The sequence below is a fragment of the Pseudomonas sp. DR 5-09 genome (genome assembly GCF_001655595.1).
In the GTDB taxonomy this organism is placed as follows: domain Bacteria; phylum Pseudomonadota; class Gammaproteobacteria; order Pseudomonadales; family Pseudomonadaceae; genus Aquipseudomonas; species Aquipseudomonas pharyngis.
On record NZ_CP011566.1, the window covers coordinates 5,303,801 to 5,318,603 of the forward strand.

At 59.4% G+C, this 14,803-nt stretch carries 16 protein-coding genes; 6 read left to right on the plus strand and 10 right to left on the minus strand.

The annotated features are described in order from the left end of the window. Nucleotides 1-122: 122 nt before the first annotated feature. The 4 genes from PDR5_RS23800 to PDR5_RS23815 all read left to right on the plus strand — a co-directional run bounded on the left by PDR5_RS23800 (nucleotide 123) and on the right by PDR5_RS23815 (nucleotide 3,567). On the plus strand, nucleotides 123-1,934 hold the full coding sequence (locus PDR5_RS23800) for a penicillin-binding protein activator (protein WP_064599306.1): 1,812 nt from the start codon (nucleotides 123-125) through the stop codon (nucleotides 1,932-1,934). Further along, nucleotides 1,934-2,296, plus strand: coding sequence for a YraN family protein (locus tag PDR5_RS23805; RefSeq protein ID WP_064599309.1), 363 nt, complete (start codon nucleotides 1,934-1,936; stop codon nucleotides 2,294-2,296). The genes PDR5_RS23800 and PDR5_RS23805 overlap by 1 nt, the downstream gene beginning before the upstream one ends. Nucleotides 2,297-2,398: 102 nt before the next feature. Next, on the plus strand, nucleotides 2,399-2,992 hold the full coding sequence (locus tag PDR5_RS23810; protein ID WP_007928463.1) for a phosphoheptose isomerase: 594 nt from the start codon (nucleotides 2,399-2,401) through the stop codon (nucleotides 2,990-2,992). Next, nucleotides 2,989-3,567, plus strand: coding sequence for a BON domain-containing protein (locus PDR5_RS23815; RefSeq protein WP_011335871.1), 579 nt, complete (start codon nucleotides 2,989-2,991; stop codon nucleotides 3,565-3,567). Before PDR5_RS23810 ends, PDR5_RS23815 begins: the two co-directional genes overlap by 4 nt. 98 nt (nucleotides 3,568-3,665) lie before the next feature. Here the strand turns inward: PDR5_RS23815 and PDR5_RS23820 are convergent, their stop codons facing one another. From PDR5_RS23820 to rplM, 7 genes are all read right to left on the minus strand, one after another. Next, nucleotides 3,666-4,079, minus strand: coding sequence for a ClpXP protease specificity-enhancing factor (locus PDR5_RS23820; protein ID WP_007956787.1), 414 nt, complete (start codon nucleotides 4,077-4,079; stop codon nucleotides 3,666-3,668). Nucleotides 4,080-4,095: 16 nt separating this feature from the next. Further along, nucleotides 4,096-4,713, minus strand: a complete 618-nt coding sequence (locus PDR5_RS23825) for a glutathione S-transferase N-terminal domain-containing protein (protein ID WP_011335872.1) — start codon at nucleotides 4,711-4,713, stop codon at nucleotides 4,096-4,098. A gap of 148 nt (nucleotides 4,714-4,861) precedes the next feature. Then, nucleotides 4,862-5,644, minus strand: coding sequence for a cytochrome c1 (locus PDR5_RS23830; RefSeq protein WP_007956790.1), 783 nt, complete (start codon nucleotides 5,642-5,644; stop codon nucleotides 4,862-4,864). Then, entirely contained in the window at nucleotides 5,644-6,855 is a 1,212-nt protein-coding gene (locus PDR5_RS23835; RefSeq protein WP_007956792.1) for a cytochrome b, read from the minus strand. The genes PDR5_RS23830 and PDR5_RS23835 overlap by 1 nt, the downstream gene beginning before the upstream one ends. Next, nucleotides 6,855-7,448, minus strand: a complete 594-nt coding sequence (gene petA / locus PDR5_RS23840) for a ubiquinol-cytochrome c reductase iron-sulfur subunit (RefSeq protein WP_007917031.1) — start codon at nucleotides 7,446-7,448, stop codon at nucleotides 6,855-6,857. The genes PDR5_RS23835 and petA overlap by 1 nt, the downstream gene beginning before the upstream one ends. 268 nt (nucleotides 7,449-7,716) lie before the next feature. Continuing rightward, the gene (gene rpsI, locus PDR5_RS23845; RefSeq protein WP_007956794.1) at nucleotides 7,717-8,109 is read right to left on the minus strand and encodes a 30S ribosomal protein S9; all 393 of its coding nucleotides are present in this window, start codon (nucleotides 8,107-8,109) and stop codon (nucleotides 7,717-7,719) included. A 14-nt stretch (nucleotides 8,110-8,123) separates the two neighbouring features. Continuing rightward, nucleotides 8,124-8,552, minus strand: a complete 429-nt coding sequence (gene rplM, locus PDR5_RS23850; protein WP_003228062.1) for a 50S ribosomal protein L13 — start codon at nucleotides 8,550-8,552, stop codon at nucleotides 8,124-8,126. A 244-nt stretch (nucleotides 8,553-8,796) separates the two neighbouring features. Between rplM and PDR5_RS23855 the strand changes: the two genes are divergently transcribed. After that, nucleotides 8,797-9,837 carry an NADP(H)-dependent aldo-keto reductase gene (locus PDR5_RS23855; RefSeq protein WP_064599312.1) on the plus strand — a complete coding sequence of 347 codons (1,041 nt, stop codon included), beginning with the start codon at nucleotides 8,797-8,799 and terminating at the stop codon, nucleotides 9,835-9,837. Nucleotides 9,838-9,902: 65 nt separating this feature from the next. Here the strand turns inward: PDR5_RS23855 and PDR5_RS23860 are convergent, their stop codons facing one another. Beyond that, complete coding sequence (locus tag PDR5_RS23860) at nucleotides 9,903-11,039, minus strand: acyl-CoA dehydrogenase family protein (protein ID WP_064599315.1); 1,137 nt, start codon at nucleotides 11,037-11,039, stop codon at nucleotides 9,903-9,905. A 246-nt stretch (nucleotides 11,040-11,285) separates the two neighbouring features. On the opposite strand from PDR5_RS23860, the gene PDR5_RS23865 reads away from it, so the two are divergent. Continuing rightward, complete coding sequence (locus tag PDR5_RS23865) at nucleotides 11,286-12,182, plus strand: GlxA family transcriptional regulator (RefSeq protein WP_170844884.1); 897 nt, start codon at nucleotides 11,286-11,288, stop codon at nucleotides 12,180-12,182. 62 nt (nucleotides 12,183-12,244) lie between these two features. On the opposite strand, the gene zapE is transcribed toward PDR5_RS23865, so the two are convergent. Both zapE and PDR5_RS23875 read right to left on the minus strand, forming a co-directional pair. Further along, a complete protein-coding gene (zapE, locus tag PDR5_RS23870) occupies nucleotides 12,245-13,339 on the minus strand; it encodes a cell division protein ZapE (RefSeq protein ID WP_064599321.1) in 1,095 nt (364 codons plus the stop codon). Between the two features lie 90 nt (nucleotides 13,340-13,429). Then, on the minus strand, nucleotides 13,430-14,785 hold the full coding sequence (locus tag PDR5_RS23875; protein WP_064599325.1) for a tryptophan--tRNA ligase: 1,356 nt from the start codon (nucleotides 14,783-14,785) through the stop codon (nucleotides 13,430-13,432). Between the last annotated feature and the right edge of the window lie 18 nt (nucleotides 14,786-14,803).

Below are 14,803 nucleotides of genomic sequence, written 5' to 3' on the forward strand. Positions count from 1 at the left end.
ATTGTGAGGCTGCGCACTCTTTGTATCAGCTAAATTGACGGTTTCACGCCAGTAACATCGCGCCCCGGCCAGTGCTTGGGTACAATTCGACGCTAATTTGATCGAGTATCAGGAACACTTACATGATCGCTTGCCTGCGGCTGTTCACTGCCCTCTGCCTCGCTGCCTTGCTGGCGGCTTGCGCCAGCTCCCCTTCCTCCAGCCTTGGCGAACTTCCACGGACCCCGGATGCCACCATCGAGCAACTGCTCGAACAGGCTGCCCAGGCCAAATCGCCGGACAAGGCTGCGCTGCTGCGCCTGAGCGCGGCAGATATGGCGTACCGCCAGGGCAATGCCGGACAGTCCGCGCAAATCCTGCAGCAAGTGCCGATGGAACAACTCCAGCCCGGCCAGCAGGCCTTCGCCAGCACGCTGTCTGCAGAACTGGCCATGACCCGCAACCAGCCGAAAGCCGCGCTGACTGCCCTGAGCCACCCAAGCCTGCAACGCCTGAGCGAAATGTCGGTACCGCTGCAAGTTCGCGCCGGCACCGTTCACGCCCGCGCCCTTGAAGCCGACGGCCAGACCTTGGCCGCCGCCCGAGAGCGCATCTTCATCGCGCCAATGCTGGAAGGCGAAGCCGCCAGCAAGAACCACGAAGCGATCTGGACCCTGATTGCATCGCTGCCGGCCGATCAACTGCAAGCGAATACCACCGATGACCTCGGCGGCTGGATGAGCCTGGCTCTGGCAGTGAAAACCGCCGGCACCCTGGAGCAACAGCAAGCCGCCATCGACAACTGGCGCAACCAGCACCCGAAGCACCCGGCCGCAATCAACCTGCCGCTGCCCCTGACCAAACTAAAGGAACTGGCCAGCCAGCCCCTGAGCAAGATCGCCCTGCTGTTGCCACAGGACGGCCAACTGGCCTCGGTCGGCAAGGCCCTGCGTGACGGCTTCATGGCCGCGCACTATCAGGCTCAGCAAGCCGGCCAGAAACCACCGGCCATCGAGTTCTATGACAGCTCGAAACTGACCAACCTCGACGAGTTCTACCGCAAGGCCCAGGCCGATGGCGTGCAACTGGTCGTCGGCCCGCTGGAGAAGCCGCTGGTCAAACAGCTGAGCACTCGCCCGCAATTGCCGATCACCACCCTCGCCCTGAACTACAGCGAAGGCGATCAAGGCCCGGCGCAGTTGTTCCAGTTCGGTCTGGCCGCTGAAGACGAAGCCCGCGAAGTCTCCCGCCGCGCCCGTGCCGACGGCCTGCATCGCGCCGCCATCATGGTGCCGAAAGGCGAATGGGGCGACCGCGTCCTGCGTGCCTTCAGCCAGGACTGGCAAGCCAACGGCGGCAGCATTGTCGCCACCGAGCGCGTCGACCAGCCGGTGCAACTGGCCCAGCAGATCGCCGACATGTTCCAGCTGCGTCAAAGCGAAGCCCGCGCGAAGAGCCTGCAGAATGCCGCCGGCACCAACGTTGCCGCCCAGCCTTCGCGTCGCCAGGACATCGAATTCATCTTCCTCGCCGCCACCCCACAGCAGGCGCAGCAGATCAAGCCGACCCTGAACTTCCAGTACGCCGGTGACGTGCCGGTCTACGCGACCTCCCACGTGTTCAGCGCCAGCGGCGACGTGAACCAGTACAACGACATGAACGGCGTGCGCTTCTGCGAAACCCCGTGGCTGCTGGAAACCAGCGATCCGCTGCGCCAGCAGGTCACCGCGCAATGGCCACAAGCCGCCGGCAGCCTGGGCCGCCTGTACGCGATGGGCGTTGATGCGTATCGTCTGGCGCCACGCCTGGATCAGCTCAAGGCACTGCCGGACAGCCGTATCGAAGGTCAGTCTGGCAGCCTGGGCATGACCCAGTCCCAGCGCGTTGTGCGTCAGTTGCCATGGGCGCAGTTCGTCAGCGGTCAGATTCAGCGCCTGCCGGACACTCCACGCTGATGCCCGACAGGTCACACCTGCAAAGCGGCAAGGATGCCGAGCGCCAGGCGCTCGAGCATCTGCAACACCAGGGTCTGCGCCTGCTGGCGCAGAACTGGTTATGCAAACGCGGTGAGCTTGATCTGGTCATGCTTGATGGCGATACAGTAGTATTCGTCGAAGTCCGTTACCGAAAGAACACTCAATGGGGTGGCGCACTCGACAGCATCGATGAGCGCAAACGGCAGAAACTGATTTTCGCCGCACAGTATTTTCTTCAGCGCGAGTCGCGTTGGGCCAATTCCCCCTGCCGCTTCGACGTGGTGGCCATCGACAGCCGCCACGGTCAGCTGAACTGGTTGCAGAATGCGTTCGACAGTTGACCGCCTGCTCCGACCCGGACACTTTCACTCAACACTTTTGCTCTTTGCTTTGCGGGCTGCACATTCACGTGCCGGACAGCCGCGCTAATTAAGGTCACACAGATGGACATGCAATCCCGAATTCGCCAGCTTTTCCAGGCCAGCATCGACACCAAGCAACAGGCGATGGACGTACTTGCACCGCACATCGAGCAAGCCAGCCAGGTGATGGTCAACGCCCTGCTCAACGAGGGAAAAATGCTCTCGTGCGGCAACGGCGGCTCGGCCGGCGATGCCCAGCACTTCTCCTCGGAACTGCTCAACCGTTTCGAGCGTGAGCGTCCTAGCCTGCCGGCGATCGCGCTGACCACCGACAGCTCGACCATCACCTCGATCGCCAACGATTACAGCTACAACGAAGTGTTCTCCAAGCAGATCCGCGCACTCGGCCAGCCGGGCGACGTCTTGCTGGCAATTTCGACCAGCGGCAACTCGGCGAACATTATTCAGGCGATCCAGGCCGCACATGATCGCGAAATGATTGTCGTAGCATTGACCGGACGCGATGGCGGCGGCATGGCTTCGCTGCTGCTGCCTGAAGACGTCGAGATTCGCGTACCGGCCAATGTCACCGCACGTATTCAGGAAGTCCACTTGCTGGCGATCCATTGCCTTTGCGATCTGATCGACAGCCAACTGTTCGGGAGTGAAGAATGACCCCTAATCGCCTTGGCCTTCTGGCCTTGACCCTGTGCCTCGGCATCAGCGGCTGCACCTCTGTGGTGAATGCCAGCCGTGAAGCGCCGATCGAAGACGACCGCGGCACCCGCACTTTCGGCAGCAAGATCGATGACTCGCTGATCGAAACCAAAGTCGGTGTCAACGTGGCCAAGGCCGATCCGGCCCTGGACAACGACTCGCACATCGTCGTCACCAGCTTCAACGGCGTTGTGCTGCTGGCCGGTCAGACCCCGCGCGCGGACCTCAAGGAGAAGGCCGAACAGGCCGCCGCCAACGTTCAGCGCGTGAAAAAGGTCCATAACGAACTGCAAGTGTTGCAGCCCTCCTCCCTGCTGGCCCGCCAGAACGATGCCTGGCTGACCACCAAGATCAAGACCCAGATGCTCACCGACGCCAGCATTCCCGGCTCGCGGATCAAGGTCGTGACCGAGAACGGCATCGTCTACCTGCTGGGACTGCTGACCAAACAGGAAGCCGCCCAGGCGACCAACCTGGTGCAGGGCGTTTCCGGTGTGCAGAAGATTGTGAAGCTGTTCGAGTACATCGACTGAGAACGCCTTGCCCTCGGTGGCGCTTACGAAAGCGCTATCGCGAGCAGGCTCGCTCCCACTGGCACAAAAAAGGCGATCCAACCGGATCGCCTTTTTTATTACTTCACCACTTTCAGGCTTGGCCGGCCGCTTGGGCGCGGCGGCTCGCTGTCCGGTGGCGGAACGTCGTCGTCCTGCTCGATCTCGTCCTCGTCATCCATCGGCGACTCGAGATCGAACACCATGCCCTGACCGTTTTCCCGGGCGTAGATGCCCAGGATTGCAGCAATCGGCACGTACAGACTATGCGGGACGCCGCCGAAGCGACCTTCGAAGGTCACAACGTCGTTGTCCATGTGCAAATGCCGCACGGCACTTGGCGAAATGTTCAGGACAATCTGCCCGTCGCTGGCAAATCCCTGTGGCACCTGCACCGCCGGGTACTCGGAATTGACCAGCATGTGCGGGGTGCAATCGTTATCTACAATCCACTCGTAGAGCGCGCGGACCAGATAAGGTCGACTGGAGTTCATAGCGGCTCCTTAAGCCTTAGCGCATGTCGCGTTCGACACCAGACAGACTCGCCTGGAATGCCTCACGCGCAAACTGACGCTCCATATAATCAAGCAGCGGCTTGGCCGGCCGCGGCAGTTCTATACCCAGAATCGGCAAACGCCAGAGTATTGGCAATAGGCAGCAATCCACCAGACTTTGTTCCTCACTGAGGAAAAACGGCTTGTCGGCAAACAGCGGCGACACGCCCGTCAGGCTTTCGCGCAATTCCTTGCGCGCCACGGCACGAGCCGCTTCCTTGGTGCGCGAATCCAGAATCAGATCCACCAGACCACACCAGTCGCGCTGAATACGATGAATCAGCAGACGGCTGTTGGCACGCGCCACCGGGTACACAGGCATCAACGGTGGATGCGGGTAACGCTCATCCAGATACTCCATCACCACGGTCGACTCCCACAACGCCAGGTCACGATCGACCAGCGTGGGCAGACTGCCGTAAGGGTTCACTTCAATCAGTTTAGGCGGCTGACGACCAGCCTCCACAAAAATGATTTCGGCGCTGACACCCTTCTCTGCAAGCACGATGCGCACTCGGTGGGAATAGTGGTCGGCGGGGTCGGAGTAACAGGCCAACCGATTGGTCACGCCCATGGCGATCCTCCTCGCTTGTTGAAATTGTCGGAGCCGGAAAAACGCGCGCGCCCAGAGGGCGCCTCCCGCAACCGCTGGATAACCAGGCGTTGCGTTTTCAGAGGCGCCCTTGGGCGCGCGCGATTAACAGCAATTGCTTGAAGCGTTATCAGTGCACGTCTTTCCAGTATTCACGCTTGAGCAGGTAGGCGAACACAAAGAAGAACGCCAGGTACAACAAGACGTAAGTACCGATGCGCTGATGTTGCAGCTTAACCGGGTTAGCCGAGTAAGCCAGGAAGGTTACCAGATTCTTGACCTTCTCATCGAACTGCTCTTCGTTGAGGGTTCCGGTTTTCGGCACGATGGTCAATTGATCGCACGCTTCATGAGTCAAAGGCGTACCGGTCAGCGGGTCATATTGCTTCTTGCCGTCTTCGACGATCTGTACCTGTTTGCAACCTACGACCTGACGACCTTGCAGGCCGACCAGCACGTTAGGCATGCCGACGTTCGGGAAGACCTTGTTGTTCACGCCCCATGGACGTGCAGGATCTTCGTAGAACGACTTGAGGTAACCGTAGAGCCAGTCGGTGCCGCGAACACGAGCCACCAGCGTCAGGTCCGGCGGCGCTGCGCCGAACCAGGTCTTGGCGTCGGCCGGCTGCATACCGATGTTCATGTGATCGCCGATCTTGGCGCCGGTGAACACCAGTTTTTCCAGCATCAGCTCGTGCGGAACACCGAGGTCATCGGCGACACGCTCGTAACGCTGAAACTTGGCACTGTGACAACCCATGCAATAGTTGGCGAACGTACGCGCGCCATCCTGCAGGGCAGCCTTGTCGGAAACGTCGATGTCGACCTTTTCCAGTTCCGGACCACCGTGTTCAGCCGCGAAAGACAGCACTGGCAGAGCAGCAAAAATCAGAGCAAAAAATAACTTTTTCATCAGCCAGTCACCCTTTCCGGAACCGGTTTGGTCTTCTCGAGCCTGGTGTAGAACGGCATCAGAATGAAGTAGGCGAAGTACAGGAAGGTGCAGACCTGCGACAGCAGCGTACGGCCTGGCGTCGGGGCCAGAACGCCCAGAATGCCGAGGATCACGAACGAAATGCAGAACACCACCAGCCAGATCTTGCTCATCCAGCCTTTGTAGCGCATCGACTTGACCGGGCTGCGGTCCAGCCATGGCAGGACGAACAGCACCGCAATGGCCGCCCCCATGGCGATAACGCCCATGAGCTTGTCAGGGACCGCCCGCAAGATTGCGTAGAACGGTGTGAAGTACCAGACCGGTGCAATGTGCTCAGGGGTCTTGAACGGGTTGGCTTGCTCGAAGTTAGGCTTTTCGAGGAAGTAACCGCCCATTTCCGGGAAGAAGAACACAATGAAGCAGAAGATGAACAGGAACACCACGACGCCGACGATATCTTTCACGGTGTAATAAGGATGGAAGGCAATGCCGTCCAGCGGGATACCGTTTTCGTCTTTGTGCTTCTTGATGTCCACGCCGTCCGGGTTGTTCGAACCGACTTCGTGCAGCGCCAGGATGTGCAGCACCACCAGACCGAGAATCACGATCGGCAGCGCAACCACGTGCAGGGCGAAGAAGCGGTTCAGGGTGATCCCGGAAATCAGGTAGTCACCACGGATCCACTGGGTCAGGTCGTTGCCGATGACCGGAATCGCACCGAACAGCGAGATGATCACCTGGGCACCCCAGTAGGACATCTGGCCCCACGGCAGCAGGTAACCCATGAAGGCTTCAGCCATCAGCGCCAGATAGATCAGCATGCCGAAGACCCACACCAGCTCACGCGGTTTCTGGTACGAACCGTAGAGCAGGCCACGGAACATGTGCAGATAGACCACGATGAAGAACGCCGAAGCGCCGGTGGAGTGCAGCAGACGCAGGATCGAACCGTACTCGACGTCGCGCATGATGTATTCGACGGAAGCGAACGCTTCTTCCGCCGACGGGGTGTAGCTCATGGTCAGCCAGACGCCGGTGACGATCTGGTTGACCAGAACGAGCAGCGCCAGCGAGCCGAAGAAATAGAAGAAGTTGAAGTTTTTTGGAGCGTAATACTTGCTGAGATGGTCTTCCCACATTTTGGTGGCGGGGAAGCGTGCATCAACCCAATCCATGAACTTGCTCATCACGCTTTCTCCGTATCGACGCCAATGACAATCAGGTCATCGGTCTCATAGGAATGCGGGGGTACTGGCAGGTTCAAAGGCGCAGGTTGCGACTTGTAGACGCGGCCAGCCAGATCGTAGTGGGAACCGTGGCAAGGGCAGAAATAACCGCCTACCCAGTCTTTGCCCAGATCCGCGGGTGCCACTTCGGGACGGAAGGTCGGTGAGCAACCCAGGTGAGTGCAGATCCCGATCAGCAGCAGGATTTCCGGCTTGATCGAGCGCACTTCAGGGTCGACATAAGTGGGTTGCGTGGAGTTTTTGGAGGTCGGATCGGAGAGTTGGCCTTCGATCTTTTTGAGATTCCCCAGGATTTCCTCGGTACGGCGGACAATGAACACCGGCTGGCCGCGCCATTCAGCAATCATCTGCTGTCCTGGCTCGATTTTGCTGACATTCACTTTCACCGGTGCTCCGGCAGCCTTCGCCTTGGCACTGGGAAACCATGACCCCACGAACGGGACCGCAGCCCCCACCGCTCCTGCAGCACCCACCACGGATGTGGCTGCTACCAAGAAGCGACGCCGGCCTGCATTCACGCCGTCATTGCTCATTCAGTCCTCTCCCATCAGCTTTGTGGCCTGTTAAATCAGGCGTCTACTAAATTGAAACTATGTACTTATAAAAATTTTGCCGAATGGTAATGAAAACCCCCAATTCTGACAAGGTAATTACCCGGAGGGCTGGCCCTCAAGCCTTGTAGTATAGGGGGTCTACGAATGTGGCAAGTTGTCACAGCGCAATTATTCAAGAAATCGCACGCATAAAAAAACGCCCGGTTCCGTGAGGAATCGGGCGTTCTTTTTGAACGTGGAAGCGAAATTAACGCTTCGAGTACTGCGGACGCTTACGCGCTTTACGCAGACCAACTTTCTTACGTTCAACTTCACGGGCGTCGCGAGTAACGAAGCCAGCTTTGCGCAGAGCGCTACGCAGGGTTTCGTCGTAGTCCATCAGAGCGCGAGTGATGCCGTGGCGGATTGCGCCAGCCTGACCACTTACACCACCACCGATGACGGTGACGTAGATGTCGAACTTCTCGACAGTCTCAGTCAGTTCCAGCGGCTGACGAACTACCATGCGGGCAGTTTCGCGACCGAAGAACGTGTCCAGGGAGCGGTTGTTGATGGAGATGTTACCAGTACCCGGACGCAGGAAAACGCGTGCGGTTGCGGTCTTGCGACGGCCAGTGCCGTAATTTTGAGTCGCCGACATAATGAACTATTCCGTTAAATCTTCAGTTCTTGGGGCTGCTGAGCAGTATGAGGGTGTGCAGCGCCCGCATAGACTTTCAGCTTACGGTACATGTCGCGACCCAGTGGGTTTTTAGGCAGCATGCCTTTAACCGCGGTCTCGATCACGCGCTCAGGGGCCTTGGCGATCAGCTTTTCAAAGTTGATCGACTTGATGCCGCCCGGGAAACCGGAGTGGGAGTAGTACATTTTGTCAGTGGTTTTAGCGCCGGTAACACGGATCTGCTCAGCGTTGATTACGACGATGTAGTCGCCGGTGTCAACGTGAGGAGTGTACTCAGGCTTGTGCTTGCCACGCAGACGGCTCGCGATTTCGGTGGCCAGACGACCCAGGGTCTGACCAGCAGCGTCGACGACAAACCAGTCGCGCTTTACTGTTTCCGGTTTAGCAGTAAAAGTTTTCATTCTTTATAGCCTCAGGGGCCGCCTGTAAATAAGACGGCGGATCTTACTGAATAGTGCGTACTTTGACAAGTCAAAGGCAGCCGGATACAGACGCTTTCGGGGGCTCGGGTCGGCGCGTCCGTTCAACGGCAAGATTCTTCGGCGGCGGGGCATCACTTCCACTGCAGAAAGAGGTCGGCAATTATGCAGATTGCGAAAAAAATTTCAACCTGCTTTTATGCTTGTTTTGCCCAAGGAGCACCCGATGGACTATCGCCAGCTAGGCCGTACCGACCTGAACGTAAGTGCAATCTGCCTCGGCACCATGACCTGGGGCGAGCAAAACACTGAAGCTGAAGCCTTCGCCCAGATCGAACGGGCAAAAGAGGCCGGGATCAATTTCCTCGACACCGCCGAGATGTATCCGGTGCCACCGAAAGCCGACACCTACGCCACCACCGAGCGCTACATCGGCAATTACTTCAAGAGCCGCGGCGACCGCGCCGACTGGATCCTCGCCAGCAAGATCGCCGGCCCCGGCAACACCATCGACTACATCCGCGACAGGAACCTGCGCCACAATCGCCAGCACATCACCGAAGCCGTGGACGCCAGCCTCCAGCGCCTGCAAACCGACTACATCGATCTGTATCAATTGCACTGGCCGGAGCGCAGCACCAACTTTTTTGGACAACTGGGCTACAAGCACCAGACCGAAGCCAACCTGACGCCGCTCGAAGACACCCTTGAGGCGCTCGATGAGCAAGTGAAGGCCGGCAAGATCCGCCACATCGGTCTTTCCAACGAAACGCCGTGGGGCACCATGCGTTTTCTCGCCCTGGCCGAAGCGCGGGGATGGCCGCGCGCAGTGTCGATCCAGAACCCGTACAACCTGCTCAACCGCAGTTTTGAGATCGGCCTGGCAGAAATCGCCATCCGTGAACAGTGCGGCCTGCTCGCCTATTCGCCGCTGGCGTTCGGTTTCCTGTCGGGCAAGTACGAAGGTGGGGCGCGTCCGCCGAAAGGCCGCCTGAGCCTCTACAGCCGCTTCAGCCGCTATTTCAACCCGCAATCGGAAGCGGCGTGCAGCCGTTATGTGGCACTGGCTCGGGAACATGGCCTGGATCCGGCGCAAATGGCCCTGGCGTTTGTAAATCAGCAACCGTTCGTCACCAGCAACATCATCGGCGCGACGACGCTGGAGCAACTGGACAGCAACATCGCCAGCTACGAGCTGAAACTGTCGAGGGAAGTGCTGGAAGGGATCGAAGCGATTCACAAGGATCATCCGAACCCGGCGCCTTGATCCAAGACGATGATCGTTCCCACGTCGAGGCGGCGAACCGTCTGCGTGGGAACGATCACACTGCATTACAGCGACCGCGCAATGATCTCCTTCATGATTTCATTGGTGCCGGCATAGATCCGCTGCACCCGCGCATCCGCCCAGGCCCGGGCCACCGGGTATTCCCACATGAAACCGTAGCCACCATGCAGTTGCACGCACTCATCGAGCACCTTGCATTGCAGATCGGTCCCCCAATACTTGGCCATCGCCGCTGTCGGCACGTCGAGCTTGCCTTGCAGGTGCAGCTCCAGGCAGCGGTCGACGAACACTCGGCCGATCTGAATCTCGGTGGCCATTTCCGCCAGTTTGAAGCGGGTATTCTGGAAGTCGGCAATCGACTTGCCGAACGCCTTGCGCTCACGGGTGTAATCCAGCGTCCATTGCAGCGCCGCCTCGGCTGAAGCCAGACCGCCAATCGCCACGGTCAAACGTTCCTGCGGCAGTTCCTGCATCAAATAGGCAAACCCAGCCCCGGCCTGACCCAAGAGGTTTTCCTTCGGTACGCGCACGTCCTGGAAGAACAATTCCGACGTGTCCTGCGCCTTCATTCCGACCTTCTCCAGGCGCTTGCCCTTGTCGAAGCCCGGGGTGTTCGCCTCCACCAGAAACAGGCTGGTGCCTTTGGCGCCGGCCTTGGGGTCAGTCTTGGCGACGACGATCACCAGATCCGCCAGGAAGCCATTGGTGATAAAAGTTTTCGAACCGTTGATCACATACTCATCGCCATCCAGTACCGCCGTGGTCTTGACCCCTTGCAGGTCGGAACCGGCGCCCGGCTCGGTCATGGCGATCGCGGTAACCATCTCGCCAGACACCAGTTTCGGCAGGTACTTCCGTTTCAGCGCCTCGCTGCCGTAATGCAGGATGTACGGCGCAACGATGTCCGAATGCAGCGAGAAACCGATGCCGGTCAGGCCCAACCGGCCGACTTCCTCGATCACCACCGCACTGTAGAGAAAGTCCGCCCCCAACCCGCCGTATTCCTCCGGCAAGTGCGAACAGAGCATCCCCGCCTCCCCCGCCTTGTTCCACAGTTTGCGGTCGATGTAGCCTTGCTTTTCCCATTGCCCATGGAACGGCACGGCCTCTTTTTCGAGGAATGTTCGTACGCTGTCGCGGAACAATTCGTGCTCGGAGCTGAACAAGGTTCTGGGAATCATGCGGCACCTTTTCTTTATTGTTGGACGGATCAGACCTTCAGAGACTAAGCCTCACTTCCGATACAGGACACTGGACACATCCGACAAAAAATAAGACGATCCAGCCGTCTGGTGACCACTTTCCCTTATAAAAACAAAAGTTGAATTATGTCCAAGCACGTCTCCCCGCCCTTGCGGCGCGTCAGCATCCTGGCGATCGACCGGGTTTTCGCTTCCACTCTCATGCAAGCCAAGGATTTCTTCCATCTGGCCAGCCTGCGTTACGGCAAACAACTGGGCCACGGCCTGACTCCGGCGTTCGAAACCCGCCTGGTCAGCCCCGACGGCAAACCGGTGAACAGCTTCAGTGACGTGATCATGCCGGTGGACGGCGGCCTGGAAAACGCCGACGTCATCATCCTTCCGGCCTTCTGGGACGATTTCGATACGCTGTGCCAACGTTATCCACAGATCCTGCCGTGGCTGCGCGAACAGCATGCCCGGGGCGCCGTGCTCTGTGGCGAGGCCACCGGGGTGTTCTGGCTGGCCGAGGCCGGATTGCTCAACGGCAAGGAAGCGACGACCTACTGGCGTTTCTTCAACGCCTTCGCCGAGCGCTTCCCGCAGGTCTATCTCAATCAGGACAAGCACCTGACCGACGCCGATAACCTGTATTGCGCCGGCGGTACCACCTCGGCCTGCGATCTCTACATTTACCTGATCGAGCGCTTCTGCGGCGCCAACGTGGCCCAGGCAGTAGCTCGCGACATTCTCTATGAAGTGCAGCGCAGCTACGCCCCGGGACGCATCGGTTTCGGCGGTCAGAAGCTGCACCAGGACGTGATCATCCTGCAGATCCAGCATTGGCTCGAAGAGCATTTCGCCGACAAGTTCCGCTTCGAGGACGTGGCGCGGGAGCACGGCATGAGCATCCGCAACTTCATGCGCCGCTTCCAGACCGCCACCGGCGACAAGCCGCTGCACTACCTGCAACGGCTGCGCATCGAGACCGCCAAAGGGCTGTTGTCCGGCAGCCGCAAGAGCATCAAGACCATCAGCTACGAAGTCGGCTACGACGATGCGAGCTTCTTCGCACGGCTGTTCCGCCAGCACACCGAACTGTCGCCGAACCAGTATCGACAGCAGTTCCAGCAGGCTGCCTGACGACTCGACCAGACACAAAAAAGGGCCTGCATCTGCAGGCCCTTTATGTTTGCCGAATCCGCTTAAGGTTTGTGTGCCCGGGACAGGAATTCGTGCGATTGCATCTCCAGCAGACGGCTGAGGGTACGCTGGAACTCGAACGTCAGGCGTCCGCCGGTGTACAGGTCTTTCAACTCGACTTCGGCAGAAATGATCAGTTTGACGTTACGGTCGTAGAACTCGTCGACCATGTTGATGAAGCGGCGGGCGATGTCGTCGGTGGTGACGCTCATCTGCTCCACGCCACTGAGCAGCACGGCGTGGAAGATCTTGCCCAGTTCGATGTAGTCGTTCTGGCTGCGCGGGCCGTCGCACAGTTCGCGGAAGTCGAACCAGGCCACGTCGTCGCAAGTGCGCAGGGCCCGGATTTCGCGGTTCTCGATGATCAACACATCGTTTTCCACCGCCGCCGTGCATTCCGGCGTCAGCGCGCGGAAGCTCTTGCGCAGGCTTTCATGAGCGGCTTCGTTGAGCGGGAAGTGGAACAGTTCCGCTTGTTCGAGGTGACGCAGACGGTAGTCGACGCCGCTGTCGACGTTGACGATTTCGGTGTTCTGCTTGATCAGCGCGATGGCCGGCAGGAAGCGCGCGCGTTGCAGGCCGTCCTTGTACAGGCCGTCCGGCACGATGTTCGAGGTGGCGACCAAGGTCACGCCGTTCTTGAACAGCTCTTCCATCAGCGTGCCGAGGATCATGGCGTCGGTGATGTCGGAGACGAAGAATTCATCGAAGCAGATGACCCGCGATTCAGTCGCGAAGCGCTTGGCGATGATGGTCAGCGGGTTTTTCTCGCCGCCGAGGGTTTTCATCTCTTCGTGCACACGCTTCATGAAGCGGTGGAAGTGGGTACGGGTCTTTTCCTTGAATGGCAGCGCCTCGAAGAAGGTGTCCACCAGGTAAGTCTTGCCGCGACCCACGCCGCCCCAGAAATACAGACCCTTGACCGGCGTCTGATCCTTTTTGCCAAACAGCTTGCCCAGCAAACCCGGCTTGTTCTGCTCGGCCGCGATCAGATCGTCGTACAGGCGTTGCAGATGACGCACGGCAGTTTCCTGCGCGGCATCATGGAAGAAGTCCGGGCGTTTCAGATCAGCTTGATATCGTTCTAGGGGCGTCATAATTCGTTAGCAAGGCAACAAAAACGGGCCGTCACTGTAGCGATGGCCCGTGGGAATGGCAATCGGCCCTTGGTCGGGCCGAGCCGTTGATTATTCCTGAACCGGTGTCAGAGCGATCCGCAAGGCCTCGACAGCTGCATCCCGCGCAGCCACGTCGGCGAACGCCGGGCTGTCGCCGACGCACTCGCCTTCCAGCCAGACACTGAAGCCCAGGCCTTCGCTACGTACATCCAGCGCCTGACCCGATTGCAGCTGCTTGGTCACCTGACCGGCGGTTTTACCGTCGGCGAAGTTGCGCGACAGCAGCAGTTGCTCGCCGTCAGCCGCCAGCAGACGGAAACGGAAGCTGCCGTAGTCTTCACGGAAGCTGACGAAACGTGCGGCTTTCGCAGCTTTCTTCTTGGTGGTTGCGGCCACCTGAACCTGATTGACGAAGGAACGCAGGCCGACCGCTTCGCGCAGCTCGTTGAGGAACGGCGTCGCCACCGCACGGGCCTTCTGGGCGCCGTGTTGCAGGATGTCCTCCAGATCTGCCGGACGTTCAATCAACTGGTGATAACGCTCGCGGGATTCGCCCAGCTCGTTGTCGAGCAACTGGAACAGACGGTTCTTCGCCTCGCCCCAACCCAGACCGCCCAGCAGCTCGCTGCGGAACTCGTCGGCCTGCGCTGGCGTGGAGAAAGCCTGGAACAGGGTGAACAGGTGCGAGTTGTCCGGATCCTTGGCTTCGCCCGGCGCGCGGGAGTCGGTAACGATGCGCGAGATCGCGTCCTTCATTTCCTTGGCGCTGGAGAACAGCGGGATGGTGTTGTCGTAGCTCTTGGACATCTTGCGACCGTCCAGGCCCGGCAACGTGGCCACGCTTTCCTCGATCAGCGCTTCAGGCATGGTGAAGAATTCCTTGCCCTGGCCAAACAGGTGGTTGAAACGCTGGCCGATATCACGGGCCATTTCCACGTGCTGGATCTGATCGCGACCGACCGGCACCTTGTGCGCGTTGAACATCAGAATGTCCGCCGCCATCAGCACCGGATAGCTGTACAAACCCATCGTGATGCCGGCATCCGGGTCTTCGCCGGTCTCGACGTTCTTGTCCACCGAAGCCTTGTAAGCATGGGCGCGGTTGAGCAGGCCCTTGGCGGCGACGCAGGTCAGCAGCCAGGTCAGCTCGGGGATTTCCGGGATGTCGGACTGACGATAGAAGGTCACGCGATCCACATCCAGGCCACCGGCCAGCCAGGTCGCGGCGATTTCCAGACGCGAGCGCTGGATGCGCAGCGGGTCATCGCACTTGATCAGGGCGTGATAGTCGGCCAGGAAGTAGAACGAATCGGCATGGCTGTCGCGGCTGGCGAGAATCGCCGGGCGGATGGCGCCGGCGTAGTTGCCCAGGTGCGGGGTGCCGGTGGTGGTGATGCCGGTGAGGATGCGGGTACGGTTCGTCATGGGTAATCGCTTGTCAGA

Excerpts from the sequence above, each read along its gene's own strand:
- PDR5_RS23800 (WP_064599306.1), top strand. The coding sequence starts at position 123 with ATGATCGCTTGCCTGCGGCTGTTCACTGCCCTCTGCCTCGCTGCCTTG.
- PDR5_RS23805 (WP_064599309.1), top strand. The coding sequence starts at position 1,934 with ATGCCCGACAGGTCACACCTGCAAAGCGGCAAGGATGCCGAGCGCCAG.
- PDR5_RS23810 (WP_007928463.1), top strand. The coding sequence starts at position 2,399 with ATGGACATGCAATCCCGAATTCGCCAGCTTTTCCAGGCCAGCATCGAC.
- PDR5_RS23815 (WP_011335871.1), top strand. The coding sequence starts at position 2,989 with ATGACCCCTAATCGCCTTGGCCTTCTGGCCTTGACCCTGTGCCTCGGC.
- PDR5_RS23820 (WP_007956787.1), bottom strand. The coding sequence starts at position 4,079 with ATGAACTCCAGTCGACCTTATCTGGTCCGCGCGCTCTACGAGTGGATT.
- PDR5_RS23825 (WP_011335872.1), bottom strand. The coding sequence starts at position 4,713 with ATGGGCGTGACCAATCGGTTGGCCTGTTACTCCGACCCCGCCGACCAC.
- PDR5_RS23830 (WP_007956790.1), bottom strand. The coding sequence starts at position 5,644 with ATGAAAAAGTTATTTTTTGCTCTGATTTTTGCTGCTCTGCCAGTGCTG.
- PDR5_RS23835 (WP_007956792.1), bottom strand. The coding sequence starts at position 6,855 with ATGAGCAAGTTCATGGATTGGGTTGATGCACGCTTCCCCGCCACCAAA.
- petA (WP_007917031.1), bottom strand. The coding sequence starts at position 7,448 with ATGAGCAATGACGGCGTGAATGCAGGCCGGCGTCGCTTCTTGGTAGCA.
- rpsI (WP_007956794.1), bottom strand. The coding sequence starts at position 8,109 with ATGTCGGCGACTCAAAATTACGGCACTGGCCGTCGCAAGACCGCAACC.
- rplM (WP_003228062.1), bottom strand. The coding sequence starts at position 8,552 with ATGAAAACTTTTACTGCTAAACCGGAAACAGTAAAGCGCGACTGGTTT.
- PDR5_RS23855 (WP_064599312.1), top strand. The coding sequence starts at position 8,797 with ATGGACTATCGCCAGCTAGGCCGTACCGACCTGAACGTAAGTGCAATC.
- PDR5_RS23860 (WP_064599315.1), bottom strand. The coding sequence starts at position 11,039 with ATGATTCCCAGAACCTTGTTCAGCTCCGAGCACGAATTGTTCCGCGAC.
- zapE (WP_064599321.1), bottom strand. The coding sequence starts at position 13,339 with ATGACGCCCCTAGAACGATATCAAGCTGATCTGAAACGCCCGGACTTC.
- PDR5_RS23875 (WP_064599325.1), bottom strand. The coding sequence starts at position 14,785 with ATGACGAACCGTACCCGCATCCTCACCGGCATCACCACCACCGGCACC.